At 60.2% G+C, this 23,422-nt stretch carries 16 protein-coding genes; 7 read left to right on the forward strand and 9 right to left on the reverse strand.

What is annotated here, in order from left to right:
* The first annotated feature begins 7 nt into the window (after positions 1 to 7).
* Positions 8 to 709 (forward strand): ABC transporter ATP-binding protein, encoded by a 702-nt coding sequence (locus J7I86_RS14160; RefSeq protein WP_214820811.1) that lies wholly within the window; start codon positions 8 to 10, stop codon positions 707 to 709.
* 47 nt (positions 710 to 756) lie between these two features.
* Here J7I86_RS14160 and J7I86_RS14165 read toward each other — a convergent pair whose 3' ends face one another.
* Positions 757 to 1,155, reverse strand: a complete 399-nt coding sequence (locus J7I86_RS14165) for a helix-turn-helix domain-containing protein (RefSeq protein WP_214820813.1) — start codon at positions 1,153 to 1,155, stop codon at positions 757 to 759.
* A gap of 98 nt (positions 1,156 to 1,253) precedes the next feature.
* Between J7I86_RS14165 and J7I86_RS14170 the strand changes: the two genes are divergently transcribed.
* Positions 1,254 to 1,859, forward strand: a complete 606-nt coding sequence (locus J7I86_RS14170; RefSeq protein WP_214820814.1) for an NAD(P)-dependent oxidoreductase — start codon at positions 1,254 to 1,256, stop codon at positions 1,857 to 1,859.
* 3 nt (positions 1,860 to 1,862) lie between these two features.
* On the opposite strand, the gene J7I86_RS14175 is transcribed toward J7I86_RS14170, so the two are convergent.
* The 5 genes from J7I86_RS14175 to J7I86_RS14195 form a co-directional block, all read right to left on the reverse strand.
* The gene (locus J7I86_RS14175) at positions 1,863 to 3,308 is read right to left on the reverse strand and encodes an NAD(P)/FAD-dependent oxidoreductase (RefSeq protein ID WP_214820816.1); all 1,446 of its coding nucleotides are present in this window, start codon (positions 3,306 to 3,308) and stop codon (positions 1,863 to 1,865) included.
* On the reverse strand, positions 3,301 to 4,818 hold the full coding sequence (locus J7I86_RS14180; RefSeq protein WP_214820818.1) for a glycosyltransferase family 87 protein: 1,518 nt from the start codon (positions 4,816 to 4,818) through the stop codon (positions 3,301 to 3,303). Before J7I86_RS14180 ends, J7I86_RS14175 begins: the two co-directional genes overlap by 8 nt.
* A 146-nt stretch (positions 4,819 to 4,964) precedes the next feature.
* Positions 4,965 to 5,105: a hypothetical protein gene (locus J7I86_RS14185; RefSeq protein ID WP_181151794.1), complete on the reverse strand. Its 141-nt coding sequence runs from the start codon at positions 5,103 to 5,105 to the stop codon at positions 4,965 to 4,967.
* A gap of 597 nt (positions 5,106 to 5,702) precedes the next feature.
* A complete protein-coding gene (locus J7I86_RS14190; protein ID WP_091464242.1) occupies positions 5,703 to 6,284 on the reverse strand; it encodes a histidine phosphatase family protein in 582 nt (193 codons plus the stop codon).
* On the reverse strand, positions 6,281 to 7,750 hold the full coding sequence (locus J7I86_RS14195; protein ID WP_214820820.1) for a CCA tRNA nucleotidyltransferase: 1,470 nt from the start codon (positions 7,748 to 7,750) through the stop codon (positions 6,281 to 6,283). Before J7I86_RS14195 ends, J7I86_RS14190 begins: the two co-directional genes overlap by 4 nt.
* A 196-nt stretch (positions 7,751 to 7,946) precedes the next feature.
* Here J7I86_RS14195 and J7I86_RS14200 point away from each other — a divergent pair, with 196 nt between their 5' ends.
* The 5 genes from J7I86_RS14200 (at position 7,947) to trxA (ending at position 13,884) form a co-directional block, all read left to right on the forward strand.
* Complete coding sequence (locus J7I86_RS14200) at positions 7,947 to 8,450, forward strand: NUDIX hydrolase (protein WP_026005276.1); 504 nt, start codon at positions 7,947 to 7,949, stop codon at positions 8,448 to 8,450.
* Between the two features lie 26 nt (positions 8,451 to 8,476).
* Positions 8,477 to 10,504 carry a murein biosynthesis integral membrane protein MurJ gene (gene murJ, locus J7I86_RS14205; protein ID WP_214820821.1) on the forward strand — a complete coding sequence of 676 codons (2,028 nt, stop codon included), beginning with the start codon at positions 8,477 to 8,479 and terminating at the stop codon, positions 10,502 to 10,504.
* Positions 10,505 to 10,642: 138 nt separating this feature from the next.
* Positions 10,643 to 12,337 carry an ABC transporter substrate-binding protein gene (locus J7I86_RS14210; RefSeq protein ID WP_214820822.1) on the forward strand — a complete coding sequence of 565 codons (1,695 nt, stop codon included), beginning with the start codon at positions 10,643 to 10,645 and terminating at the stop codon, positions 12,335 to 12,337.
* Positions 12,338 to 12,566: 229 nt separating this feature from the next.
* On the forward strand, positions 12,567 to 13,523 hold the full coding sequence (gene trxB, locus J7I86_RS14215; RefSeq protein WP_214820824.1) for a thioredoxin-disulfide reductase: 957 nt from the start codon (positions 12,567 to 12,569) through the stop codon (positions 13,521 to 13,523).
* A gap of 34 nt (positions 13,524 to 13,557) precedes the next feature.
* Positions 13,558 to 13,884: a thioredoxin gene (gene trxA / locus J7I86_RS14220; RefSeq protein ID WP_141282958.1), complete on the forward strand. Its 327-nt coding sequence runs from the start codon at positions 13,558 to 13,560 to the stop codon at positions 13,882 to 13,884.
* A gap of 6,425 nt (positions 13,885 to 20,309) precedes the next feature.
* Here the strand turns inward: trxA and J7I86_RS14225 are convergent.
* From J7I86_RS14225 to rsmG, 3 genes are all read right to left on the reverse strand, one after another.
* Entirely contained in the window at positions 20,310 to 21,557 is a 1,248-nt protein-coding gene (locus J7I86_RS14225; protein ID WP_214820825.1) for a ParB/RepB/Spo0J family partition protein, read from the reverse strand.
* Positions 21,558 to 21,624: 67 nt separating this feature from the next.
* Positions 21,625 to 22,680, reverse strand: a complete 1,056-nt coding sequence (locus tag J7I86_RS14230; protein WP_258141744.1) for a ParA family protein — start codon at positions 22,678 to 22,680, stop codon at positions 21,625 to 21,627.
* 88 nt (positions 22,681 to 22,768) lie between these two features.
* A complete protein-coding gene (rsmG, locus tag J7I86_RS14235) occupies positions 22,769 to 23,419 on the reverse strand; it encodes a 16S rRNA (guanine(527)-N(7))-methyltransferase RsmG (protein ID WP_214820827.1) in 651 nt (216 codons plus the stop codon).
* Between the last annotated feature and the right edge of the window lie 3 nt (positions 23,420 to 23,422).

Here is a 23,422-nt window from a genome sequence, read left to right on the forward strand (position 1 = left end):
ATGCACCGTGAGTACAGCATTGAACCTCATCAACCTCTCCCTCGAATACCCGGACGGCACCTCAACCCTCAAGGCACTGGATGCCGTGAACCTCAGCGTTCGCACGGGTGAATTCCTCTCGCTTGTTGGCCCCTCCGGATCCGGCAAGTCCTCACTTCTGGCCGTCGCCGCGACTCTGGTGAAACCCACGGCCGGGATGGTCATCATCGACGGGCAGGACGTCTCTAGCCTTTCGGAGACCGAGCACACAACTCTTCGCCGGGACAAAGTGGGCATCATCTTCCAGCAACCCAACCTGCTGCCGGCACTGACCGCCGTCGAGCAGTTGCTGATCCGCGAGCATCTGAGGGGCAAGCGAGTGCGCAACGAACGGGAGAAGGCAGCTGAGCTGCTGAATGTCGTCGGACTTTCCGGTGCAGCAAACAAGAGGCCTCACCAGCTGTCCGGAGGCCAACGTCAGCGGGTGAATATTGCGAGGGCCCTCATGGGAAGCCCCACCATTCTTCTGGTCGATGAACCGACCGCCGCGCTCGACCATGAGCGCAGCGAGTTGATCGTCCGCCTTCTGCGGCAAGTCACCGATGAGTTCCGAACCGCGACCGTCATGGTCACGCATGACACCGAGTTCCTACCCCTCACCGACGCGGTCGCCACCATGAGGGACGGACGTATCAGCCGCGCCCTGGTCCCGTCAGCGCTACCCAACTGAGTCGCAGTTAAAGCCGTTATGACGCCTCAAACGGCCTCAAATGCGACTCAGTTGGGTGAGCCGAGGAGTGCCTCGTCCTGCGCTTCGTCGTAGGCGTCGCGGGCTTCCAGGATGGTTGGCACGTGACTCTCGGCCCAGTGGCGCAGAACGGTCAGCGGCTGGAGCAGGGACTCACCCAAGGACGTCAGCTCATATTCCACCCGTGGCGGTACCTGCGCGTACACAGTCCGTGTAATCAGGCCGTCGCGCTCCAAGGCGCGCAGGGTTTGCGTCAGGACTTTAGGAGTTACCACGTTCACCATCTTGCGAAGTTCCGAGAACCGAACCGGCCCATCCCCGAGCACTTGGATCACCAATGATGCCCATTTGTCTCCGATGCGCTGAAACACCACCCGCGAAGGACAGTTGGGATCCAGGATGTTTGCGGGGAGATCGGTGGTGTCCACGGTGTCAATATCCTTTTGGTAACTAGGTACCTTTGAAGCTATCAGTATCCTCTAGATACCTTTGAGTTATTGCAAGGATACCAACTTCAAGGAGAGCTATGAAAATCGCAGTCTACGGCGCAACGGGCATGGTCGGCAGCCAGATCGTCAACGAGTCCGTCATCCGCGGCCACAAGGTTACGGCCATTTCCCGCAAGGGCGCAGAGGTCCCCGGTGCCGCTGCTCAGGCAGCTGATCAGGCTGATGCTGAGACGTTTGCCTCCATTGCCCAGGCGCACGACGTCGTTGTGCTGGCGACGGGCCCCAGCCGCACCGGCGCCGACCATGGAGAATGGCTCGACGCCATGGCCACTGCCTACAGCAATGCCGAAGGCACCCGCCTGATGATCGTCGGCGGCGCTGGAACCCTTGAGGTGGACGGCGTCCGCCTGCTGGATTCGCCGGACTTCCCGGAGGCCTACAAGGCGGAGGCCACCACTGCCGCCAAGGCCCTCGAAACCGTGAAGCAGTCCCCGGAATCCCTTGACTGGACCGTCCTGGCTCCCGCACCCGTCATCCAGCCCGGTGAGCGCACGGGTGAATACACCGTGGCCAAGGATTCACCGGCCGGTAGCAGCATCTCCACCCAGGACTACGCAGTAGCCATGCTGGACGAGATCGAGAGCCCGGCTCACCGCCGCGCCCGCTTCACGGCCGCCAACTAGAAACTAAAGGCCGACGCCTAGCCCGGGTACCCGCATCTTGAATATGTCCTTGAGGGCATATCTTGCCGCGTGGTACCCGGGCATTCCTGTCACCCCAGGCCCCGGCGGAGTTGACGAGGAGCACAGGTACACGCCGGGCATGGGAGTTCGCCACGGCACGTTGGACACGACCGGTCGCTGTACCAGGCCTCGCAGGTCCAGCAGACCCGCACTGAAGTCTCCCCCCACGTAATTCTCGTTGTATGCGGACAATTCCGCCGCCGTCGTGGTCTTGGATGCCACCACAAGGTCACGGAAGCCAGGTGCGTAGCGCTCAATGCGGGCCATAACAGCTTGGGCCATGTCCACCGTGGAGTTGGCGGGTACGTGGCAATAGGACCATAGAACGTGGCGGCCTTCCGGTGCGCGTGTGGAGTCCATCAGAGATGGCTGGGACACCAGGACATACGGCTCGCTGGGATGCTTGCCCATGTCCACCAGGTTCTCTGACTCGGCCATCGCCAGCCTTGAACCTCCCACATGGACCGTACCGGCCTTGGCCAATCCGGGGTCTCGCCACGGAACGGGCCCGGACAGGATGAAGTCCACCTTGCACGCCGCATTCCCAAACCGGAATGCTTCCAACGACCGACGGTAGCGGTCGGGAACTTCCGCCCCACCCAGACGCGCCAGAGTTGGCGGGGCAACATCGAGCAAGATGGCCTTGGCGGGCCGGACCTGGTCCAGGGAATTCACGCGTTCACCCACGTGGATAGTGCCTCCATGCGCTGTGAGGTCGTCAGCCATGGCCTTGGCGATGGACATCGAGCCACCGACAGGGATCACCCAACCACCCGCGTGAGCGAGGACGCTGAGCAAGAGTCCAGCACCTGTTGAACTGAGGGACGGTTGCGAGCCGAGGGCGTGTGACATCACGCCCGTCAACAGCGCGGGCGCGGCTTCCTCGCGGAATCGTCGCGTCCACAGCGGGGTCCCCTGATCCAGGGTAGCAAGACCGAATCTGACAGCCGCCAAAGGATCCTTTGGAACGCGCAGGAGTTGGTTTGACGTGAAGTCCACCACCCCGTCCACCCGCTCCAGTAAGGGCTGCAACAGCCGACGGTAAGCCGGCCCATCCACGCCCAGCTCCTCCGCCGTCCGCTCCAAGGATTGGTAGGCCAGGGCCGCTCCTCCGATGTCCAGCGGTGTTCCGTGCTGGACCTCCGGCAGCCGCAGATCCACGCGCTGGGACAACTCAAAATCGCGGAAGAACGGGGACGCCACCGCCATGGGGTGCACTGCCGAGCAGACATCGTAAAGGTAGCCGGGTTCAATCAACTCGCTGGTCCGGGATCCACCGCCGATTGCATCAGCTGCCTCGTAAAGGTGGACGCTCAGGCCTGCGCGGGCCATAACTACTGCAGCGGCCAGCCCGTTGGGACCGGCGCCGACGACGGCGACATCAACCATCGCTGTTTACCTCCAAACGCTGGGGTGCTTTCGCTTCGGTAGTCTCCACCGTAGCCCGGGGACGCCACGGCAGCACTGACCGGGAGGGGTGGAACGCGTCGAATCGTAGCCAGTCCCGTGCGCCGTCGAATGGTCCGCCGTGGGGATCATCCTCGCCATCAGCTCGGAGTGGGTCCTGGGCGGGATCCAGGATATCCATGACCACGCGTGCCATCAGATAGGCGGTTGCAACCATGTGCAGTCCTACGGCCAGCACGTAGTAGGACATGTCAATGTTGTGCTGGACGGATCCGCCACTGGTGGTTTGGCCCAGGTACATCCAGACGGCTGCCCAGTGAAGCCCCTCGGCCGCTTGCCACAGGAGGAAGTCGCGCCAGCGGGGCCGGGCCAAGGCAAGGAGCGGTATGAGCCAAATAACGAACTGCGGGGAGTAGACCTTGTTGGTCAGGATGAGCGCGGCAACTATAAGGAACAAGAGTTGTGCCAGGCGGGGTCGTCGTGGGGCGCACAAGGCCAAGGCGGCAATAAGCACGCATGCCAGCACGAAGAGGACCAGAGCCAGCGTGTTGATGGTTGCGCCATCAATCTTCATCCAGCGCACTCTGTCCGCCACCAGGTTGTAAGCGAACCAGGGTGAGCTGTACCCGGCAGGGCGGTCCTGGCTGAATTCGAAGAAGTAGCGCCAGCCGGTCGGGTTCAACGCGGCGACGGGCAGATTCACCGCCAGCCAGGACGCCAAGGCCGTACCAGCAGTGATGAAGAACGCACGCAGCTTGCCGGTGCGCAGTGCGAGAACCAACACTGCACCGAGTATCAGGACCGGGTACATCTTGGTGGCTGCTCCCAGCCCGATGAACACTCCGGCCAAGATCAGCTTATCCCGGGAGAAAAAGTACATCGCCAGGGCCAGCAGCCCCACAGCCCACATGTCCCAGTTGATGAATCCGGCTAGAACTATCCCCGGGGCCACTGCCACCATGGCGGCGTCCCAAGGGCGGCGCCTGTTGATCCTTGCGGTGAGGAGCACCGTGACGATCCATACTGCGACGATCAATGTTGCGTTGACGTCGAAGAAGCCCAGTACGCGTTCGTTTCCTACGCCTTGGCCCGGAACCAGCACAGCCGTGATGCCGGCGATGATGCCCATGAGCACCGGGTACTCGAACAGGCTGCCCTGGTTAAAGTAGGGAAAAATGCCGTCGCCCAAGCCGCGGTTCCGGAAAAGCTCAGGGAAGTCCGAATAGCACGTTGCATAGAACTGGTCGGGCGTCTCCCATCCACGGACGCGGCAGTAGTCCTTGACGAGTATGGCGAGCACTGCAGCGAAAACAGTGAGCATGATCAGGACACGTTCAACCGTGAACGGACCGGACCTCATCTGCCCAGGGGAGGAGTGCTTGCCCAGCGGACCGCCTACAAGTTCCGTGAAATTGCGAAGCAGGGCGTCACTTCGGCTTGGAACCACAAAGCGGGCACGTTTTTGCAGCCGGTGAGGCCTCGTCTCCTGCATGGGATCGAGCTTACAGTCCTCCGAGGTTTACCAGGATGAGGGTTCACCAGGTTAAAAGGGAGGAGCCCACGCGTAGCCGCGCGGGCTCCTCGAGGTTCAGCATGAATGTACGGCATCTGAACTCCTTCGGGCTCAGCTGTTGGGCATCAGCGGATGAGTCCCATCTGGTGCAGGACAACGTACACGTCTTCACGGCGTTGGTCGAGCAGCTGGCCGTTGAACAGAGTGCGGTCCTTAGGAGCGTTGGTGCTCTTGAAGAAGCGCATGTCCTCTGGGCGTTTGCGCATGGTTCACCTCCTTTCAGGGGATATGTAATCGGAATTTAGGCGCAACAATTAGAGCCATATGAATTCAAATGAGTTCAAGGCCAAAAAGGGCTTAATAGCCGAGGCTGGTAAAGGGGATTTGCGGACCGAACCGAAATGGGATTCGTTGTGCAATAGCGCGTGCTTCCGGCAGTCGACCCAACAAGAAGCTGGTTCCGAACTATGGGGAAACTGCGCACCCGCGGCCTACTGCGTGGGTCCGCGCCTACAACTGACTACTCAGCCATCCAGAGGTGGGAGGGCCGCCAGGAAAACCGCCGGCAACAGGCCGGTCCGGTAGTTCAGGAGTGGGTCAGAGAGCAAAAATGGCGCGCGTCATCAGCAGAGGCCGGGGTAGCAGTGACGGTCAACTTCCGTCCGCTAGTCAAAGTAATCATTTTTCCCAACCTCCTTCCGGCCGTTACAGCCTGCTGTGGCATTGTCCGGCTGACTGAACCGGGGAATGCGCGCCTTGTTCCCGGCGGGTCGCTCTGGGAACAAGATATAAGCTACCCCATGAAGAAGGAGTTTGACCAGCGAAATTAGCTAATTCGCTAAAACTTTTTCTAAATTTGTGTTTTAGAGTCCCCAACGCACAATTGCAGGCGTCCGCTTATCCCATCCAAGGGTGCACACCTTCGCCGTTCCCAGAATGAAGTGTCGGCCTTCCCGGGCATCCATTTCGAGCCAGCGGGCGGTAAGGATCCTGGAGAAATGACCGTGGGCCACTATCAGGACGTTGTCCATTCCTGATTCCAGGACCCGTCCAATGATCTTGTCGGCACGGGCAGCAACTTCATCCAGGGTCTCCCCGTTGGGGACACCGTCGGTCCAAATGAGGTAGTCCGGGTTGTCCTTGCGGATCAGGTCCGAGCTGATGCCTTCATAGTCGCCGTAGTTCCATTCCACAGCCAGCGGTTCATGGACGGCTTCCGGGTAGCCTGCGAGTTCAGCCGTACGTCGCGCACGGCGCAGTGGCGAGGTCAGGACGAGGTCGAAGTCGATGCTTTCCAGGACCTTGCGGGCCTCAACAGCCTGCTGCTCACCCTCAACGGTGAGGGGAAGGTCCGTCAGACCGGTGTACTGGCCGCTCTTGGACCATTCGGTTTCGCCATGGCGAAGGATCCAGAGTTGTGGACGCGGTGAAGTCGCAGCGTTCATGAGGGCTCCTCAGTTTCGGTCAATGGCTCGACGACGGCGGACTCGGGTTGCGTTTCCCACCAAGCCAAGAGTTTCTGCTCGGCTTCCTCGGGGGACAGTGGTCCGTGTTCCATCCGTTCCTCCAGAAGGAACTTGTAAGCCCGACCCACCACTGGACCAGGCTTGAGTCCCAGGAGCGCCATAATCTGCGCTCCGTCAAGGTCAGGGCGGACGGCCGCCAGTGATTCCTGTTCCAGAAGCGCCGAGATGCGATGCTCAAGGTCATCGTAGGCGAAGGACAGACGATCGGCCTTGCGTTGGTTACGCGTGGTGACGTCGGACCGGGTGAGGCGGTGCAGTCGCTCCAAGAGGGGTCCGGCGTCCGTGACGTAGCGGCGGACTGCGGAGTCGCTCCAGCCGGCATCGCCGTAGCCGTAGAACCGCATGTGCAGTTCAACAAGTCGGGAAACTGCTTTGATCGACTCGTTGTCGAAACGCAGCGCTTTCATGCGCTTGGCCGTCAGCTTTGCACCCACAACGTCGTGGTGGCGGAAGCTCACCGCGCCGCCCGGTTCAAAGCGACGCGTAGCCGGCTTGCCGACGTCGTGCATCAAAGCAGCGAACCTCAGCACAAAGTCGGGGCCGGGTACGGCGCCGTCAGGACCCGTTTCCAGGGCAGCAGCCTGCTCCAAGACCTGCAGTGAGTGCTGGTACACGTCTTTGTGGCGGTGGTGCTCATCGGCTTCGAGGCGCAGGGCAGAAACTTCAGGGAGCACGAACTCAGCCAGGCCGGTGTCCACCAAGAGGTCGATTCCCACGCGGGGGTGCGCTCCGTTGATGAGTTTCACCAACTCTTCCCGGACACGCTCGGCGGAGATGATCTTGATACGGTCCGCCATTTGGGACATGGCCAGCCGAACGTCGTCGTGAACCGACACGCCGAGCTGGGAAGCGAATCGGGCTGCGCGCATCATGCGCAGGGGATCGTCGGAGAAGGACGACTCCGGGGCACCTGGCGTGGCGAGCTCCGAGGCGTGGAGGTCGCGGACGCCGCCGAACGGATCCACGAGTTCAAGGCTTGGCAGCCGCAGTGCCATGGCATTGATGGTGAAGTCGCGGCGCAGGAGGTCGTCTGTCAGGGAGTTGCCGAACGCCACCACGGGCTTACGCGAATCGGGGTCGTAAGCTTCCGCGCGGTACGTGGTGATTTCGATCTGGAAACCGCTCTTCTTCATACCGATAGTGCCGAAAGCACGGCCGATTTCCCAGAAGTTGTCCGCCCACTTCTTGATGATGCCAATGGTCTGGTCAGGCGTGGCGTCGGTGGTGAAATCGAGGTCCGGGGATGTCCTTCCCAAGAAGAGGTCGCGCACAGGCCCACCCACCAGGGACAGCTCGAAGCCGGCATCGACAAAGCGCTGCCCGAGGTCGAGCACCACCGGATCGATGGTGAAGTTAACTGAAGAGCTGTCCAATACGTGCGCCATAGTCCCTTAAGCTTGGCAGATTTTTACTCAGCATTGGGCCACTGTTCCATGCGAAATCAGGCATGTGTCCGCAGACCATCTCCCGGAGTCCATCTTGTGGCCATGTCCCGGTCATCACTCGAGGGCAAGAGTCGTTAGAGTGGACCTCATGGCCAACCCGATCCCGAGCGCTCCTGGCAGGAGGACAAACGCACCGTTGCCGTCGGCAATCGGTGCCCACGTCGCGCCTGCCCAGCAGCACCCGGTGCAGGCCTCGCTTCCCACTGTGGAGGAAGTGTCAGCAGGCGGCGTTGTAGTAGACACGTCCGACGGCGAACTCCGGGTTGCGATCATCGCCCGCCTTAATAGGGGTGGCCGGCTTGAGTGGTGCCTCCCCAAGGGCCATCCGGAAGGTCGCGAAAACAACGAGGAAGCCGCTGTCCGCGAGATCGCCGAGGAAACCGGGATAGAAGGCAGCATTCTGGCGCCCCTTGGCAGCATCGATTACTGGTTCACTGTGAGCGGCCACCGCGTCCACAAGACCGTGCACCATTTTCTGCTCCGGGCAACGGGTGGAGAGCTGACAATCGAGAATGATCCTGACCAGGAAGCCGTGGACGCCGCCTGGGTCCCCATCCAGGAACTGGCCCGGAAATTGTCCTTCCCGAATGAACGCCGCATCGCCGATCTGGCACGGGAAGTGCTGCCCGAACATCTCTGAGCCCGGTACATGGGACGATAAAGGCGATGTCTGAAGCCAAAACAACCCAGTCCGTTCAGTCCGGAGAAGCACGTTCCAGCGCCATCATGGCAGCAGGAACGCTCGTTTCCCGATTCCTTGGCTTCGCCAAAACCTGGATGCTCGGCGCCGCCCTCGGCCTGGGCTCCACAATCAATGACACGTTCATTAACGCGAACAACCTACCGAACCTGATCTTCCTGCTGGTTGCCGGCGGTGTGTTCAACGCCGTCCTGGTCCCGCAGATCATCAAGGCCAGCAAGGCACCGGACCGCGGCGCGGACTACATCAGCCGCCTGCTGACATTGGCAGTCCTGGTGCTGCTGGCGTTGACGGCGCTGGTGACACTCGCGGCGCCGTTGGTCATCGATCTCACCACCCAGGGCTACTCCGAGCAACAGAAAGCCTTGGCAGTAACCTTCGCCTTCTGGTGCCTTCCTCAGATCTTCTTTTACGGGCTCTACGCCCTCCTGACGCAGGTGCTGAACGCCCACGGAGCGTTCGGTCCCGCCATGTGGGCCCCCATCCTCAACAATTTGGTGGCTATCGCCGGCCTGGGGATGTTCATCTGGCTTCTGGGCGAAAACGTCTACAACCCCCACACTTTGGACAACTGGGGGCCTACCCAGACACTCCTGATTGCCGGTTTCTCCACGTTTGGTGTGGTGGCGCAGACTGCCATTCTGCTGATCCCCGTTTTCCGTTTGCGCCTTGGCCTGCGACCCCGGTTCGGTTGGCGCGGCGTTGGACTGGGCCAGGCCGCCAAGTTGAGCGTCTGGACGTTGGCTACGGCCGCCGTCGGGCAGTTGGCCTTCCTATACGTCATGAGGATCGCCACCATTCCCGGTGCTGAGCGCCTCCGGCTGGACAATGCAGGGGACAAGGCTGCCGCTGCTGTCCTTCCCGGTAACGCCGTCTTGGAGGTCGCGAGCCAGCTGTACCTGCTGCCACACTCGATCATCGCTTTGTCCTTGGCCACCGTCCTCTTCAACCGCATGACACGCGCTTCGCAGGACGGCAACAAAGCCGAACTGCGGGACGCCCTTTCCCACGGCCTCCGCACCATGGCCGTGGCCACGGTTTTCGGTGCCTTGGCGCTCTTCGCCTTGGCCGGGCCCCTGGGCATGTTCTTCTCCGGCGGCGAGCCACAGGACGGCGTCATGCTGGCCCAAACGCTCACCATCCTTGCCCTCAGCACGCCGTTCTTGAGTGCCAACTTCATGATGTCCCGCGTGTTCTACGCCAATGAGGACGCCCGCACGCCCCTGTACGTTCAGTTGTGGCTGGCCGTGATTTACGTGGTGGGTGCGTTCTTCATCCAGTTCCTTCCCGTGGGCCAGATCATCTACGCGATCGCCATCCTCTACACGCTGGGCAACATCCTGTCCGTGGTGATCAGCGTGGCGTTCCTACGACGCCTGCTGGGTCACCTCGACGGTCCTCGGATCGCCAATTCCTACATTCGCATGGGCTACGCAGGCTTGGGTGCTGCGCTGGCCGGCGCAGGGGCACTGTGGCTCCTGGGAAGCTACCGTGCCGACGGCTTCGCGTGGAGCAGCCGCCCGGCCGCCCTGGTGACAGTGGTCGTCGTCGGGCCTGTCATGTTGCTTGCATACTTGGTCCTCCTACGCGTCTTCCACGTCACCGAACTGCGCGATCTCCTGCGTCCACTCATGGGTCGTCTGGGTCGCGGCGCACCTGCACCGGTCACCGGCGCAGCACCGGAACCCACGACGCCGGCACGCGCCACAGTCTCGGACGATACCGGTTTGATTCCGCGCATCTCCGGCGAGTTCGATGCTGCCTCGTTCAGGGCCGGGCCTGCGCTTGCTCCTCAGCGTTCCACCGAACCCGCCGAACCCGCCGCTGGAGACTCACCCGAGGCACCCAAGACTTACCTGCCGGAGGAGGACTCGCCCAGCACGGCTCGTGGCAACAAGTTCAAACCACAGGTCCCTCTGCCGGGTCGGCGCACCTACCAGGGCGACGCCGGACAGAATCCGTACTTCCCTACACGCGGAAACCATAGGAAGTGAGCCGGTGCCGCCAACATGGGCGGCGGGCCTCAATCGGCTAGGCTAGAAACGAATATAGGTAGTTGCAAAAGAGGTTCAACCGGCCAGCCGGACGAACCAGTGCAGGACCGCAGCTCCCGGACAGCCTAGGAGGAACACGTGTCCCACCCGATCGACGTCGGATCAGTACTTGGCGGCCGCTACAAGGTCACGGCCAATGTATTGACCTCGCATGACCAAGATCAGGTGCTCGACGGCGTGGACCAGGTCCTCAACCGTCCCGTGAGCATCCTTGTTGCCGGTCCCGGAAATGCCGAGCAGGTGGCACAGAGCGCCCGCGAAGTAGCCACAGGGGAGCGGCCGGGTCACGTTCAGATCCTGGACCTCGGCATCAGTGAAAACACCACTTACCTGATCACCAACCACAGCAAGGCACCGGACCTCCTGGACCTGGTGGTCGCCACCAACCCGCCGTACATTGAGCCCTTCTTTACGGAGACCCTCGGAAGCGAGATCTTCGGCCAGCCGCGCACCTATGAGCCTGAGACGTACGACGGCCTCTACGAGGATGATGAGCACGACGCCGAGTACATCCAGTACGACGAAAACGGTTACCCCATCCCGTCGGAGTATGACGAGCCCGAGTCCGAGCCTGCCGCGCCCGCACGCACAGCGCCGCACGTACCCCCTATGCCCTCTTCCAGCCCGTCTGCGCCCAAGAGCGGTATTGCGGGCAAGCTTGCTGCCGCAGCTGCCGGCGCCGGAGCAGCGGGCGTTGCCGCCGCTGCTGCGCTGAAGAACTCCGGCTCCAAGAACAACGACGCCGGTGCTGGCGCTGGTGCTGCCGGCGCAGGTACTCCCGGTGTCAGGGGCGGAGCGTCACCTGCTGCTGCCTCTCAGCCTCCTACCCAAGCCGTGTCCTCACAACCTGTCAGCCGCGAGCCTGCCCGCAGTGAACCTGTCAGCCGTGATTCGGCCGCGGAACCCAAGGTTTCGCTGTGGTCCGAAGAGGACTACGGCTTCAGAGACCGAGATGCAAGTGCCGGTGCAGCTGCCTCGACCGTCACCGCTGCTGGTGGTATCGGAGGCCGTGGCAACGACTCCGGCTACGATCGGACGGCCAGCAACTTCCCGGCGTCGTCCGCTGCCACTGGCGATTACGCAGATGACTACGCGGACGAGGAAGTTTACGAAGACGAGGCCCCTGAGAAGGAACCGCGTTCCCTTCGCTGGCTGGTAGGTGGCCTGCTCGCTGCCGTCTTGGTGGTGGGTCTCGTCCTTGCCGTGACCAACCTGGGCAGTCTCCTGCCCAGCGGCGCGCCGGCCGCGACGCAAAGCACGCCCGCCCCGCAAACCACCGCCGCGGAAAGCGAAGAGCCCGAGCCCACCGAAGCTCCGGCCCCTGCCACACCGCCGGAAATCGAAGGGATCACCCGCCTCGGCGATTTCCCCTTTGCCGCTACTTATGACAAGGACCTGGCACGGGCCTTCGACGGTAACGCAGCCAGCTACTGGTCGGACATGGAGTTCGCATCCGCAAACTGGGGTGGACTTTTCCAGGACATGCCGCTCGTGGTCAAGCTCAAGGAGCCCACAGAGGTCAAGTCCGTTGTCCTCAACCAATTGGGTGGCTCCGGTGGCAGCATCAGCGTCTACACCAATGATCGTCCTGCCATGGATGGTGCCAAGCTAGTGGGAACCAACAGTTTCACGTCCCCTGAACTGACTATGCCGCTTGCAGCACCGACGCAGACCGAGTACGTGATTGTGGTCATCAGCGCCCTCCCCAAGCTCGCTGCCCCGAAGACGCGATTTGGATTCGGTCTGCGGCTCGCTGAGGTCACCGTCCAGTAGCCGCACCCAACTAAGGAGCTGTTGAGGTCGTTCTGATTCGTCGGGACGGCCTCAACTGCTACATACATTGGCGTCACCGCTTCGATTCGTCATGCGAGCAGACGGTACCCTGAATGATGGTGGCTTTTAGGGTCCCCAACTCCAACGGAATATTTGGAACACAACAGGGGTTGAGTCAGATGGCTGCCCCGAAAGCCGCAGCATCGACTAAGGAAGAGGTTCACGCCAAGTGAGCATTGCAGAAAACAGCGCATCGCAGGTGCGTGACGTCATCATCGTAGGTTCAGGCCCTGCCGGCTACACAGCCGCTGTTTACACCGCCCGAGCCAACATGAAGCCTCTGCTCATTGCCGGTTCAGTCACTGCTGGTGGCGAACTGATGAACACCACGGACGTGGAAAACTACCCCGGTTTCCCGGAAGGCATCATGGGCCCGGACCTCATGGAGAACTTCGAAAAGCAGGCCGCTCGCTTCGGTACAGAGATCCAGTTCGAGGATGTTACCGAGCTGGACCTCGACGGCGACATCAAGACGGTGACCATAGGAACGGGGGAGACCTTCCAAGCGAAGGCCATCATTCTGTCCACGGGTTCGGCGTACCGCGAGCTCGGACTGCCCAACGAAAAGCGTCTCTCAGGCCACGGCGTTAGCTGGTGTGCAACCTGTGATGGTTTCTTCTTCAAAGACCAGGACATCGCCGTGATCGGCGGTGGCGACTCGGCCATGGAGGAAGCACTGTTCCTCACCAAGTTCGCGAAGTCCGTCACCGTTGTCCACCGCCGCGACACCCTCAAGGCTTCAAAGATCATGGGCGACCGCGCCCAGGCTCACGAGAAGATCAACTTTGTGTGGAACACCGCAGTGGAGGATGTACTCGGTCAGGACAAGGTCACCGGCCTGAAGCTGAAGAACCTCGTTGACGGCACCGAATCCGAACTCGCAGTCACCGGCGTGTTCGTCGCCATCGGCAACGACCCCCGCACCGACCTCATCAAGGGCAAGGTAGATCTGACCCCCGAGGGAACCATTGCCGTGGAGGGCCGCAGCTCCCGGACCAACATCAAGGGTGTCTTCGCCGCGGGCGATGTCATTGACCCCACCTACCGTCAGGCCATCACGGCTTCGGGCTCCGGTTGTGTGGCCGCCCTTGACGTTGAGCACTACCTGGCAGACCTGAACTCCTAAGCTGCATCCAAGCAACCATACGAAGGGAAAAGTTATGAGCAACGCAAAAGACGTAACTGACGCAAGCTTCAGCACGGATGTCCTGGCTTCCGAGAAGCCGGTCATTGTGGACTTCTGGGCAGAGTGGTGTGGCCCCTGCCGCAAGCTCGGCCCCATCCTCGACGAAATCTCGGTGGAGTACAGCGACAAGGTTGAAGTTGTAAAACTCAACGTCGACGACAACCCCGCCATCGCCGCCGAGTACGGCATCACGTCCATCCCGGCCGTGTACCTGTTCAGCGGGGGAGAAGTGAAGAGCACCGTCATCGGCGCCAAGCCGAAGCAGTTCTTCGAAAAGGAATTCGCAGACGTCCTGTCCTAACCCTGTGCTTAGTTAAGTTAGCCGAAAGCCGGCGGTTACTGCTCCTGATGGAGTGGTATGGTAGCCGCCGGTTTTTTGCTGTCCTGACAGTAATGAACCCGAATCGGTCACTTAGTGGTTCTTCTTGCTCCTGAAAGAGTCGTTCGTAACCAGAAACCACCGTTTCACTTGTCCCTACCTGGGGTAGGCAAGAACTCCAAGCAATCAGCCAACCGCACCCGTCGGCGGCCCGTCCGCACCATGATCCGCAAGCGGGTGGCTGGATGAGTAGGCATAGATCGTCAAAGATCATTTGGGCGGCCAACTGGACCTGGGGGGAGGGGGTTGAATTTCTCTTGACCCACCGCTGCCGCTGAACGAGAAGAAGATCGACTGCGTTCTTATCAACACTGCAGGCACGCTGGAACCCGCCAGTTGCGGTTCTGCCGTACAACTCACTGGGTGGTTCCCGGACTTAGGTTTATGCGCCACCTCTTCCGCAGACTGCCTTGTTTCGCGTGAAACGGCGAGGACGGGCACTGCTCTTTTTGAACCTCTCCACGCACGTCCTTGGTGGTTGTTTCACGTGAAACAACGCTTCGTATGACCGTCGGCACTATCCACTCAATTTGTACCTCAAGGGCAAGGGCAATTTGCGCCTCCCGGCAAGGAGAACGGGTCGTCAGGGAGCCTGGTGATGTTGCGTGCCCTTCCACCGGCGCACAACTTCGCCCACGGATTTGTGGGCTGCTGGGCCCAAGGTCACTCTTCAACCACTCGAAGATCGCTCAAGGTAGCCTGAAAGTCCGCTTAGCTGAGGCCATTTGGGGTCGATGGGAGTGGTCCAAACTGTGTGCTTGATGAGGTTCTTGGCACTACTGCATGGATCTTTGACTGGCTCTAGGTCTGCACCACAGCAGATTCCCTTGTTCAGCCAAGTCCCGCAACTGCCGGCTCTTGGAGCATTCAGCCAGGTCATCGACGTGCAAGCTCCCCTCCTGCTGGTCCTCCGCGTATACACGTCAGGCCGGGGTCTGGTGCCAATCAGGGCTCCGCAGAGGCCATAATGGAGGCCTCCCGATCCTTCGGCTACGAGTCGCTTCACAGGCACCTCACGAGAACCAAGGAAAGGCAGAACGCGCAGAGGGGCAACCCGGTTCTCCGGCCGGTCTATATGGCATCCAAGGGCGGGAAGGCCCGAAAAACGGTCTCTCTTGCCGGACCATTGCCCCAGGGTCCACAATTGCACGTAGGGTCAGATCGGTATGCAGTTCCACCCGAGCTGGTCAGCCAGGCACCGATCCGATCAACTCAGCCGTATGAAACATGAAACAAAACCCTCCGCCGGGACTGCGAGGGTCCTCCGGTCACCGTGCCGATCTGCGAAGCAGAACATCCGGAGTCACTTGATCTTGGCCATGACTGCCACTCCTAACCACCACGAGGGACCAAAAGCCCGAATGTCCGGGAGTCTTCTGCCGCGCCGTGGACCATGGCATCCATCGCACCCGAGAGCGCGCATCGCTGTCAGGAGCCTGATTTGCTCGAGTAGGCGATTGACCGTGTCCGAAGCGCGCACTTCACCAACCGCAACTTCAGGTATTCACATCCACGCTTACCCTCGAGCAGTCGGCTTACAGTTGCAGCCGCCTCCTGGGCATCCTCTACCCACCTTCAGCATCGGACGATTGTCGAGGCCCCTTGAAGAACAGCAGCACCAGTATTTCGCTACTGGTGCGGGTCCATGTAGGTTGCGCGGCGCCGTAAGGCGCTAAGCAGAAGGTTCGTACCGGGAGAAGCCAGTGAGGGTCCACACGCACCTTGTTTCACGTGAAACACGTGCCGGACGCCCGGCGGTGTGGTTTTGCAGTAGGTCGAGACTCGGAGACGGCTGTTCTTCGAACCACTTGGACCCTTTTGTGCACCAGATGACCTTTTAAACTCGATGACTCTGTCATATCGCCAAAGGGTCGGCGATCCACGAAGCACTGGCGCTCAAAGAGTCGGTCGATGCCGACGCCTGAGCTCAACTGCAGACGCATGTAATCCCCGGGCCAGTAGCTTCCGCCTCATAGCAAGCCCCGCTTCGCGCCCGATCCACCTCTGTCAACCACTTGGTCGATGCACAGTGGAGCGATCTATGTCCCCAGTTCAGGACGGACCCTAGTCAATACCTCGTGCGGATCTCAGTTGGGGCAGCAGTACGTCCAGCAACTCCACGTGCCCACAGGCGCTGGAAGCTGCGCATCTCGATCCCGCGCGTCCATACCTGCTGGACTCCAGATCCCTCCACGCTCAAGGTCCCTAGTTCAGCCCGCAAACACGTCGAGGGGGCTTCCGAGGTCAGAGAGACCGGGGTCGTGGCCTGCATGTCCGCGTCTATCACCATCTGTGGCCCAGGCCTGCCATGTCCCCGTCTATCACCATCTGTGATCGTACCTATTGCCGCCGTCGGAGAGACCACCGGCGTGGAGGGCACGATTTCGGTTCCAGACCTACCGTAGTGATAGACCGTGAACAGTGCTGTTTCACGTGAAACCCGGAACGCCTCTAGCGCGCTGTGAAGCCACCGGTGCTGCTGGCGCGCCAGAGGGACCACGAGTGCCCCCGGATCCACCTAGCCTCCGCTACCACAGCCCTTCAGTAAGCCCACGGCCACTGCAGCACTCCAGCCAGCCCAGGTCTACTGCGGCACTTCAGTGAAAGCACGGTTGATCCTGCGGCTACTTGGAACTCTTGCTGCCTGCAGTTCGAAAGGGCCAGGACAGTTCCGACTGTTCGCGTTAACTCAAGGAAGAGGGTGGCTATGTTCCACGTGAAACATTGCTACAAACTCCCTTCGTCACCAATCTCGCTTTCCTTTGTGGCTTTCCCAGTAGTTGAACGAGGGGACCGAGCCAGGCGCTGACGATGTTAGATCCAGCGCGAGGCAGCGGAGGCGGCCCCGCTCGGTCGTGTTCAGGTTCACTAGGGAAGTAGCAGCGCCCACCCAGCTGTGTCCTATGCGGGCCACAAGACACCTGTAGCTGTCTAAAGCTATGCGAGAACCCTGTGGCACTCGCCGCTCGCGCTCCTTGCTCGGCCTGATACATCGGATGAATCATCAACACAGCCCGATCTCCTTCGATTGAAAGTCATCTACTGCCGCCACCGGGTCAGAGCTAAAGATTGACTTGGCATGGCGTTCCTCAGACAACGATCCACCCTCGTGTGCGATGTTGAGGCATAGTCGGCTTAGGCTAACCAAACTGACGATAGAGCAGGGTCATCAAGGTTCAAACGGAAGCCAGAGCCGGCACCACTCCGGCGCGCGTGTCGACAATGGTGGACCTTCTTATCCACCCTTTTATACACAGGGTTATCCACAGGTTTATCCACTGCTCATGACCTTGCCCACATGCGATCCCCAGGAGGCCCTCAAGCCCGGAAATTCGACGAGCTGGAACACGACGAAGCGGGCACGAGACAGTTATGTAAGGGAGGCGTGCCACTCAGCCAAGTCGGGCCTCAAAAATCCTGAAATCAATGCAAATACGGCTACCGGGCAGCTTTGAGGTCACTAGACTGCTAAGACACTTCGCTCACTGAAGCACTTCGCATCCTTCCCCATCCACAAGCCAAATATCCACTTGCCTGGGTCTTTCAAAGGTGATGTGCCGGTGGCGTGACCACGCCGTGTATTCACATAGTTATCCCCAAAGTTATCCACAGTGATATCCACCGGTTTATCCACTATCTGCGATGGCGTTTTTCAAAAGCTGACCAATCCTCACCGCGGGGCATTGCGGTCAGCACTGCTCTGTTTCACGTGAAACAGAATGCAGTCATACATGCACTCCGCGCGGGCTTCCAGCCTGGCGCCGCGTGCAGGCATCTGCTTAAGCTTCCGCCTCTGCCTCGCTCACTAAGGGATGAACAACAACTAACCCGGCGCAGTACCCTAGGCGCGGCACCCATCAGACCAATCGTGAGCCACATCTCTGTGAGCAGACGTGGCGTCTCAAAGTACCGGGCACGACTCAGCCGCTTTCTTTGCACACAGGACCAATCCTCGACCGGCCCTAGGTAAGGATTCGGGTCTATCCGCGACGAGTTAGTCTGTGGACACACTTACGCGAGTGGATCGTCCTGCTCCTAGTGCTGGCCCCAATAGAGACTACTGAAGTCCCTTTTGCCAGCTCGCCTTCTGGGCCGGAGATGACATGGAACGTGAATATTTGGAGGTGTTCGCAGTCCTAGCGCACAATACGCTCAATCACCGGGCGACGATGTTCGACCTGGACCAGAACGCACACTGCCATCCCCAGAGACTTAGGGCCCGTTCAACCCGGCACCTTGATGTGCTCCAGGTTCGAGCCCACAACCCCAAGGCGGCAGGAACGGCGGACCCCTCACCAAGTGGTGGCAGCGCGCCGCCCTCACAATCGAAGGGTAAGCCTGGGTATATGTCAGCCGGTGACCTCAATGCTGGACTTGTGGTGGGCAGTAGGTAGAGGGGCACGCACTCTACGCTTGATGGCCTACGGTACAGAGCGCACTCGTGGTGAACGTCGAGATGCAGTCACTGGTGCTCACGGGGGAGCGGTACTGTCCCAAGCACGCCTCGGCCGTGTAATCTCCGCGACCCTTCCCATGGGATGTTCGAGGTCACCGACTGCCCGTCCCGGCCAGTGCCGCGCAGTGGGTTCACTACAAGAGCGCACCTGTCTGTAAGTCCACAGGCAAAGCTGATTGCTTCCGTGAAAAGGGGATCCGCTACGGCAAAAGTTCAGGGACTTGATGGGCTCCCTAGTTCGGACGCGAGCGATACGACACGGACACCGTGGGCTTTGGCCGCAGGAGCACCCCGTAGACAAAGGCTGGGAACCGTTGCTCGTCTCTCTGTGGGACCGAGCAAAGAAGAAGCAGTGAGGGCCATTGATGCAGCAGCGGCTTTACCGCTTCTCAGCGTAACAAGTCCGAGCAATCCGATACGAGCACCACATCCTGTGCAAGGCACGGTTGACGTCAACGCGTCATCCTCTTCGTCATCTCTTCCACGGACGCCAACCTAGACCGAAAAGGGCGGCGCGAGGCCGGCTGACCCGGTGTTTCACGTGAAACGGCCACCTCAATGGGCATCAGCAGTATCAGGTGGGATGGGCGGCATCTGGCAGCCACCATAGCCCAGGTCGTTGAGGGATGCGGTTTAGCGTGACGCACACTACAAATTGCTGGGCAAATGTTCCTTACGCGGCAAGTGCCCCATGTTCATGTTTCACGTGAAACAGCCGAGATGCGGTAGGGTCCAAGAGCGCTCGGCGGGTTCAGATAACGCAGATACCCAGCACTTGCGGCACCATCCGCGCTTGCTGCGGCATCCGGAAACCTATGCCCCACCTTCCGTCGCCCAACGGCTACACAGCCGCCCCGGCATCGGCATTTCCATGCAGGGGACGGCGTTCGCATCCGCGGGGAGCGCCCTGCGGCCGTATGGGAGCCAATCCACGGCTGCGGGGCAATCCTTGCGATCGAGTGGACGCCGTTCGCATCCGCGGGGAGCGCCCCTGCCGCCGTATAGGAGCCAATTCAAGGCTGCGGGGCGGTCACTGCGATTGAGCGGGCGACATCGCCCGCGGGGGGTAGTCCAAAGCCTGGCACGATCGAGGGATCAATGTAGTTCCCACTGCCCATTCCCACTAGACACGTAACGAAAAGTACGCCCGACTCCCGACTCCCTCTTGCTCTTACTTCAAGCATCGTTCCGCCAGCCTCTTAGGGACGAACTACAGGGGCATTGTCCCCGGGCCACATCAAACCAACTGCTACCGGGTAAAACACGAGCGCGACGACATGTTTCACGTGAAACCGAGATCACCGAGATCGTATGCACGCGTTTCCCTGTTCAGCCGTTTTAGCCGGGATTCCCGATGACTCTATAGTTTGTGGCAATCAAGCACCACAACGCTTCCCCGTGACGGCTACAACCTGCCCATCCAGTGCTCAGCTAGAACCTAAAAAACTGCGGAACGGGTGCATTGGGAGCCTAATCCTCCCGTTTATGGTCATGTGCCGGTTGGATGGTTGCTATCGCGTACGTGGGTCGCAATACTATTTGTTTGGCATTCGGCGACAGCAGTAATACCCAAGAAGCTGACAACTCGTGGATCGATATTAACGAACTGCAGACTTACTAGGGTCCACGCGTCCACGACTGCGCTGTTCTGCGTCAACATCTTGGGTCATCAGAATGCCCCAGGGACAGAGAAGGCCTCCCCGACGACCCTGAAGGCCCACCTGGGGCCGGTGACTGCCTAAAATCTGCAGGGAATAACCGGTTTCACGTGAAACAAGCTAGCACGAACACAGACGTCAGCATGGAGGCGGGCATCCCAATCCAAAACCCGAGCCTCCACAAAAAATAGGGCCCACACAGTATGTGAGCCCCATTCAATCGACTGTTAGATCTAGTCCTCGGCGCCTGGGCCAAGAACATCCATAATCCGGTTGAGATCCTCAACGCTGGCAAACTCGATACTGACCCGACCCTTGCGAGCACCAAGAGTGATCTTTACATTTGTGTCTAAACGGTCCGACAACGATGACGCAAGGTAATCCAGACGTTCATGCCGCGCATTCGGCTTAGGGATGCTGCTCTTGGCAGGAGCGGTGGGATCCTGGTAAAGAGCAACCGATTCTTCGGTGGCCCGGACAGACATACCCTCAGCCACTATCTTCTGCGCCATTCGTTCCATGGCTGCAGCGTCCGGGAGTGCAAGCAGAGCACGTGCATGCCCAGCCGACAAGACGCCGGCGGCTACACGGCGTTGAACCAGCGGCGGAAGTTTGAGCAGACGCAGGGTGTTGGACACCTGAGGACGGGAGCGACCAATACGGTCGGCCAACTGCTCATGCGTCGTGCCAAAGTCTTCCAGAAGTTGCTGGTAGGCCGCTGCCTCTTCCAAAGGGTTCAGCTGGCTACGGTGAAGGTTTTCGAGCAGAGCATCGCGGAGGAGGTCGTCATCCGTGGTATCCCGAACAATTGCAGGGATCGTATCCAGTCCAGCGGCTTGGACTGCACGCCACCGGCGCTCTCCCATGACCAGCTCGTACGGCTCTCCACCCTTTTCGGTTGAAGTACGTACAACGATTGGCTGGAGGACACCGATCTCACGAACAGAGTGTACGAGCTCCGCCATGTCGTCTTCATCGAAGACTGAACGTGGCTGTTTGCGGTTCGGGTGGATGTCACCGACTGGGATCTCAGCAAACCTGGCCCCGGGAACTTCCACTAACTCCACCTCAGGAGCGGATGGTCTGGCCGGAGCGGCAGGCGCGACAGACGCCGTCGACTCTTCTGCTTCGGTTGCTTTCTTGTTCGCGGCCGATCGTGAAGCGGGCGTTTTGGAGACAGTGTTTGAGGGTGCAGCAGATTTAGCAGTGGAGGACTTTGTCGCCGCGGCCTTGGTGGATGACTTGGCAACAGCGGCACCATCTGCTGCGGATGCAGCAGGCGACTCTTCAGCCGCCGGCTTTGAATCAGCAGCGCTGGATTCATCGAGTAGCGTCTCCACAGTCGTCGATGCTGTCTTCCTCGCCTCTGGAAAGAACAGATCCACAGGACGGGACGGTGCAGCACCATTTCCCTGGGCCGAAGCCGAGCTAGGAATGAGAGCCCCAAGACCCCTGCCGAGGCCCCTTCGCTTTTCGCTCATTGATTCATCCCTCCGATGGAATAGCCGAGCACGGATCGGCCCAAGCTGTTGCAGTGTTTCAAGAATTCTAGCGTTCAGCTATTTCGGCTGCGGCTTCCATGTAGGAAAGCGCGCCGCTCGATGACGGATCGTATGTCATGACTGTCTGCTGGTAGCTGGGAGCTTCCGAGATGCGCACCGAGCGGGGAACTACAGCCCCTAGAACCTGATCCGGGAAGTGTTGACGGACCTCAGAGGCAACCTGTGCGGCCAAGTTGGTGCGGCCGTCGTACATGGTCAAGAGGATGGTCGAAACCTCCAGATCAGCATTGAGGTGCTTCTGGATCATCTCAATATTCTTCAGGAGTTGGCTCAGACCCTCCAGTGCGTAGTACTCGCACTGGATAGGAATAAGTACTTCGCTGGCGGCGCAGAACGCGTTGACCGTCAGCAGCCCAAGGCTTGGCGGGCAGTCGATGAAGATGTAGTCCAGGCGATCCTCGCCGTCGTTCGCGCGCTCCTTGGCATAAACGTCAATGGCACGGCGGAGGCGCTGCTCGCGGGCAACGAGGGAAACGAGCTCAATCTCGGCTCCCGCCAGGTGAATGGTGGCGGGTGCGCAGATGAGATTGGGAATGTCGGGGCACGGAGCCACGACTTCTTTGAGGGGAAGATCGTTGATCAGAACGTCGTAAATACTGTCTACGTCTGCGTGGTGTTCGATACCCAAAGCAGTGGACGCATTGCCTTGGGGGTCAATGTCTATCACCAAGACGTTGAGGCCGGCCGATGCCAAAGCCGCAGCAATGTTCACCGTCGTGGTGGTCTTGCCGACACCGCCCTTTTGATTGGAGACAGTGAAGATCCGGGTTTTCTCGGGCTTGGGCAGTTCCCTGCCGATCAACCGTTCGCGCCTGCGGGTCTCGTTAGCAAGTTGACGGGCGATGGGGCTGGAATCATCGATGGAATCCATGACGTTGCGCACTCCATCTGAGACGGTTTCACGTGAAACGGCAGCATTATCAACCGAATCAGTACGCACGATCGCAGACTGAAGAGATGCGGAGGGTGTAGCCATGGCCCGCGCGGACCCCAAAGACATAAACGGGGGGATTCGCTGCGTGGAGGTTTCACTACTGCCCACTGGTCACACTCTCACTCTCATTTGGCGCTTTGCTGCCGTTCTCTAGCCTAACCGCTCAGCCGCCGACACGCGGGAAACCGAGCGGGACCTACGCCGTCTTTCCGGGCTTGTTGACGATAATCCTCACCACTGTGGTGGGTTCCTCCAAAAGCTCCTGTCCGCAAACCACAACTGACGTGTCCACGCCACCGAGTTTGCGGATGACCTTCTTGGACTTCTCGATCTCTTCGGCGGCGCTGCGTCCCTTGATGGCTACTACTTCGCCGTGGCCGTTCAGAAGTGGGATGGTGAGGCCAGCCAGATTGGAGAGTGCAGAAACTGCCCGTGCGGTCACAACATCCGCGTCCACCATTCCAACTGCGAGCTCAGCCCGCGTCCTCATGACGGTGACGTTATCCAAGCCAAGGTCATCCACCACCTCCTGGAGCCAGATGACTCGCCGTTCCAACGGTTCGATCAAGGTCAGTTCGAGGTCTGGGCGGGCAATTGCCAGGCAAAGGCCAGGAAGGCCAGCACCGGATCCGACGTCGGCAACATGGCTGTCCATGGCGATGGCGGACTCAATGACTGCACAGTTCAGGACGTGGCGGCTCCACAGACGTGGAATCTCGCGCGGCCCTATGAGCCCGCGCTCCGTACCCGAGGTAGCCAGGTGCTCCACATAGCGCTTGGCAAGATCCAAGCGCTCCCCAAAAATCTTCTCTGCCGCTTCCAGTTCAGCTGCGGTGATTTCAACCATGAG

This window comes from Arthrobacter sp. ISL-95, assembly GCF_018613695.1.
Lineage (GTDB): Bacteria > Actinomycetota > Actinomycetes > Actinomycetales > Micrococcaceae > Arthrobacter.

Coding starts and splice junctions, on each gene's coding strand:
- J7I86_RS14170 (WP_214820814.1), top strand. CDS start 1,254: ATGAAAATCGCAGTCTACGGCGCAACGGGCATGGTCGGCAGCCAGATC.
- J7I86_RS14175 (WP_214820816.1), bottom strand. CDS start 3,308: ATGGTTGATGTCGCCGTCGTCGGCGCCGGTCCCAACGGGCTGGCCGCT.
- J7I86_RS14180 (WP_214820818.1), bottom strand. CDS start 4,818: ATGCAGGAGACGAGGCCTCACCGGCTGCAAAAACGTGCCCGCTTTGTG.
- J7I86_RS14185 (WP_181151794.1), bottom strand. CDS start 5,105: ATGCGCAAACGCCCAGAGGACATGCGCTTCTTCAAGAGCACCAACGCT.
- J7I86_RS14190 (WP_091464242.1), bottom strand. CDS start 6,284: ATGAACGCTGCGACTTCACCGCGTCCACAACTCTGGATCCTTCGCCAT.
- J7I86_RS14195 (WP_214820820.1), bottom strand. CDS start 7,750: ATGGCGCACGTATTGGACAGCTCTTCAGTTAACTTCACCATCGATCCG.
- murJ (WP_214820821.1), top strand. CDS start 8,477: ATGTCTGAAGCCAAAACAACCCAGTCCGTTCAGTCCGGAGAAGCACGT.
- trxA (WP_141282958.1), top strand. CDS start 13,558: ATGAGCAACGCAAAAGACGTAACTGACGCAAGCTTCAGCACGGATGTC.
- J7I86_RS14225 (WP_214820825.1), bottom strand. CDS start 21,557: ATGAGCGAAAAGCGAAGGGGCCTCGGCAGGGGTCTTGGGGCTCTCATT.
- rsmG (WP_214820827.1), bottom strand. CDS start 23,419: ATGGTTGAAATCACCGCAGCTGAACTGGAAGCGGCAGAGAAGATTTTT.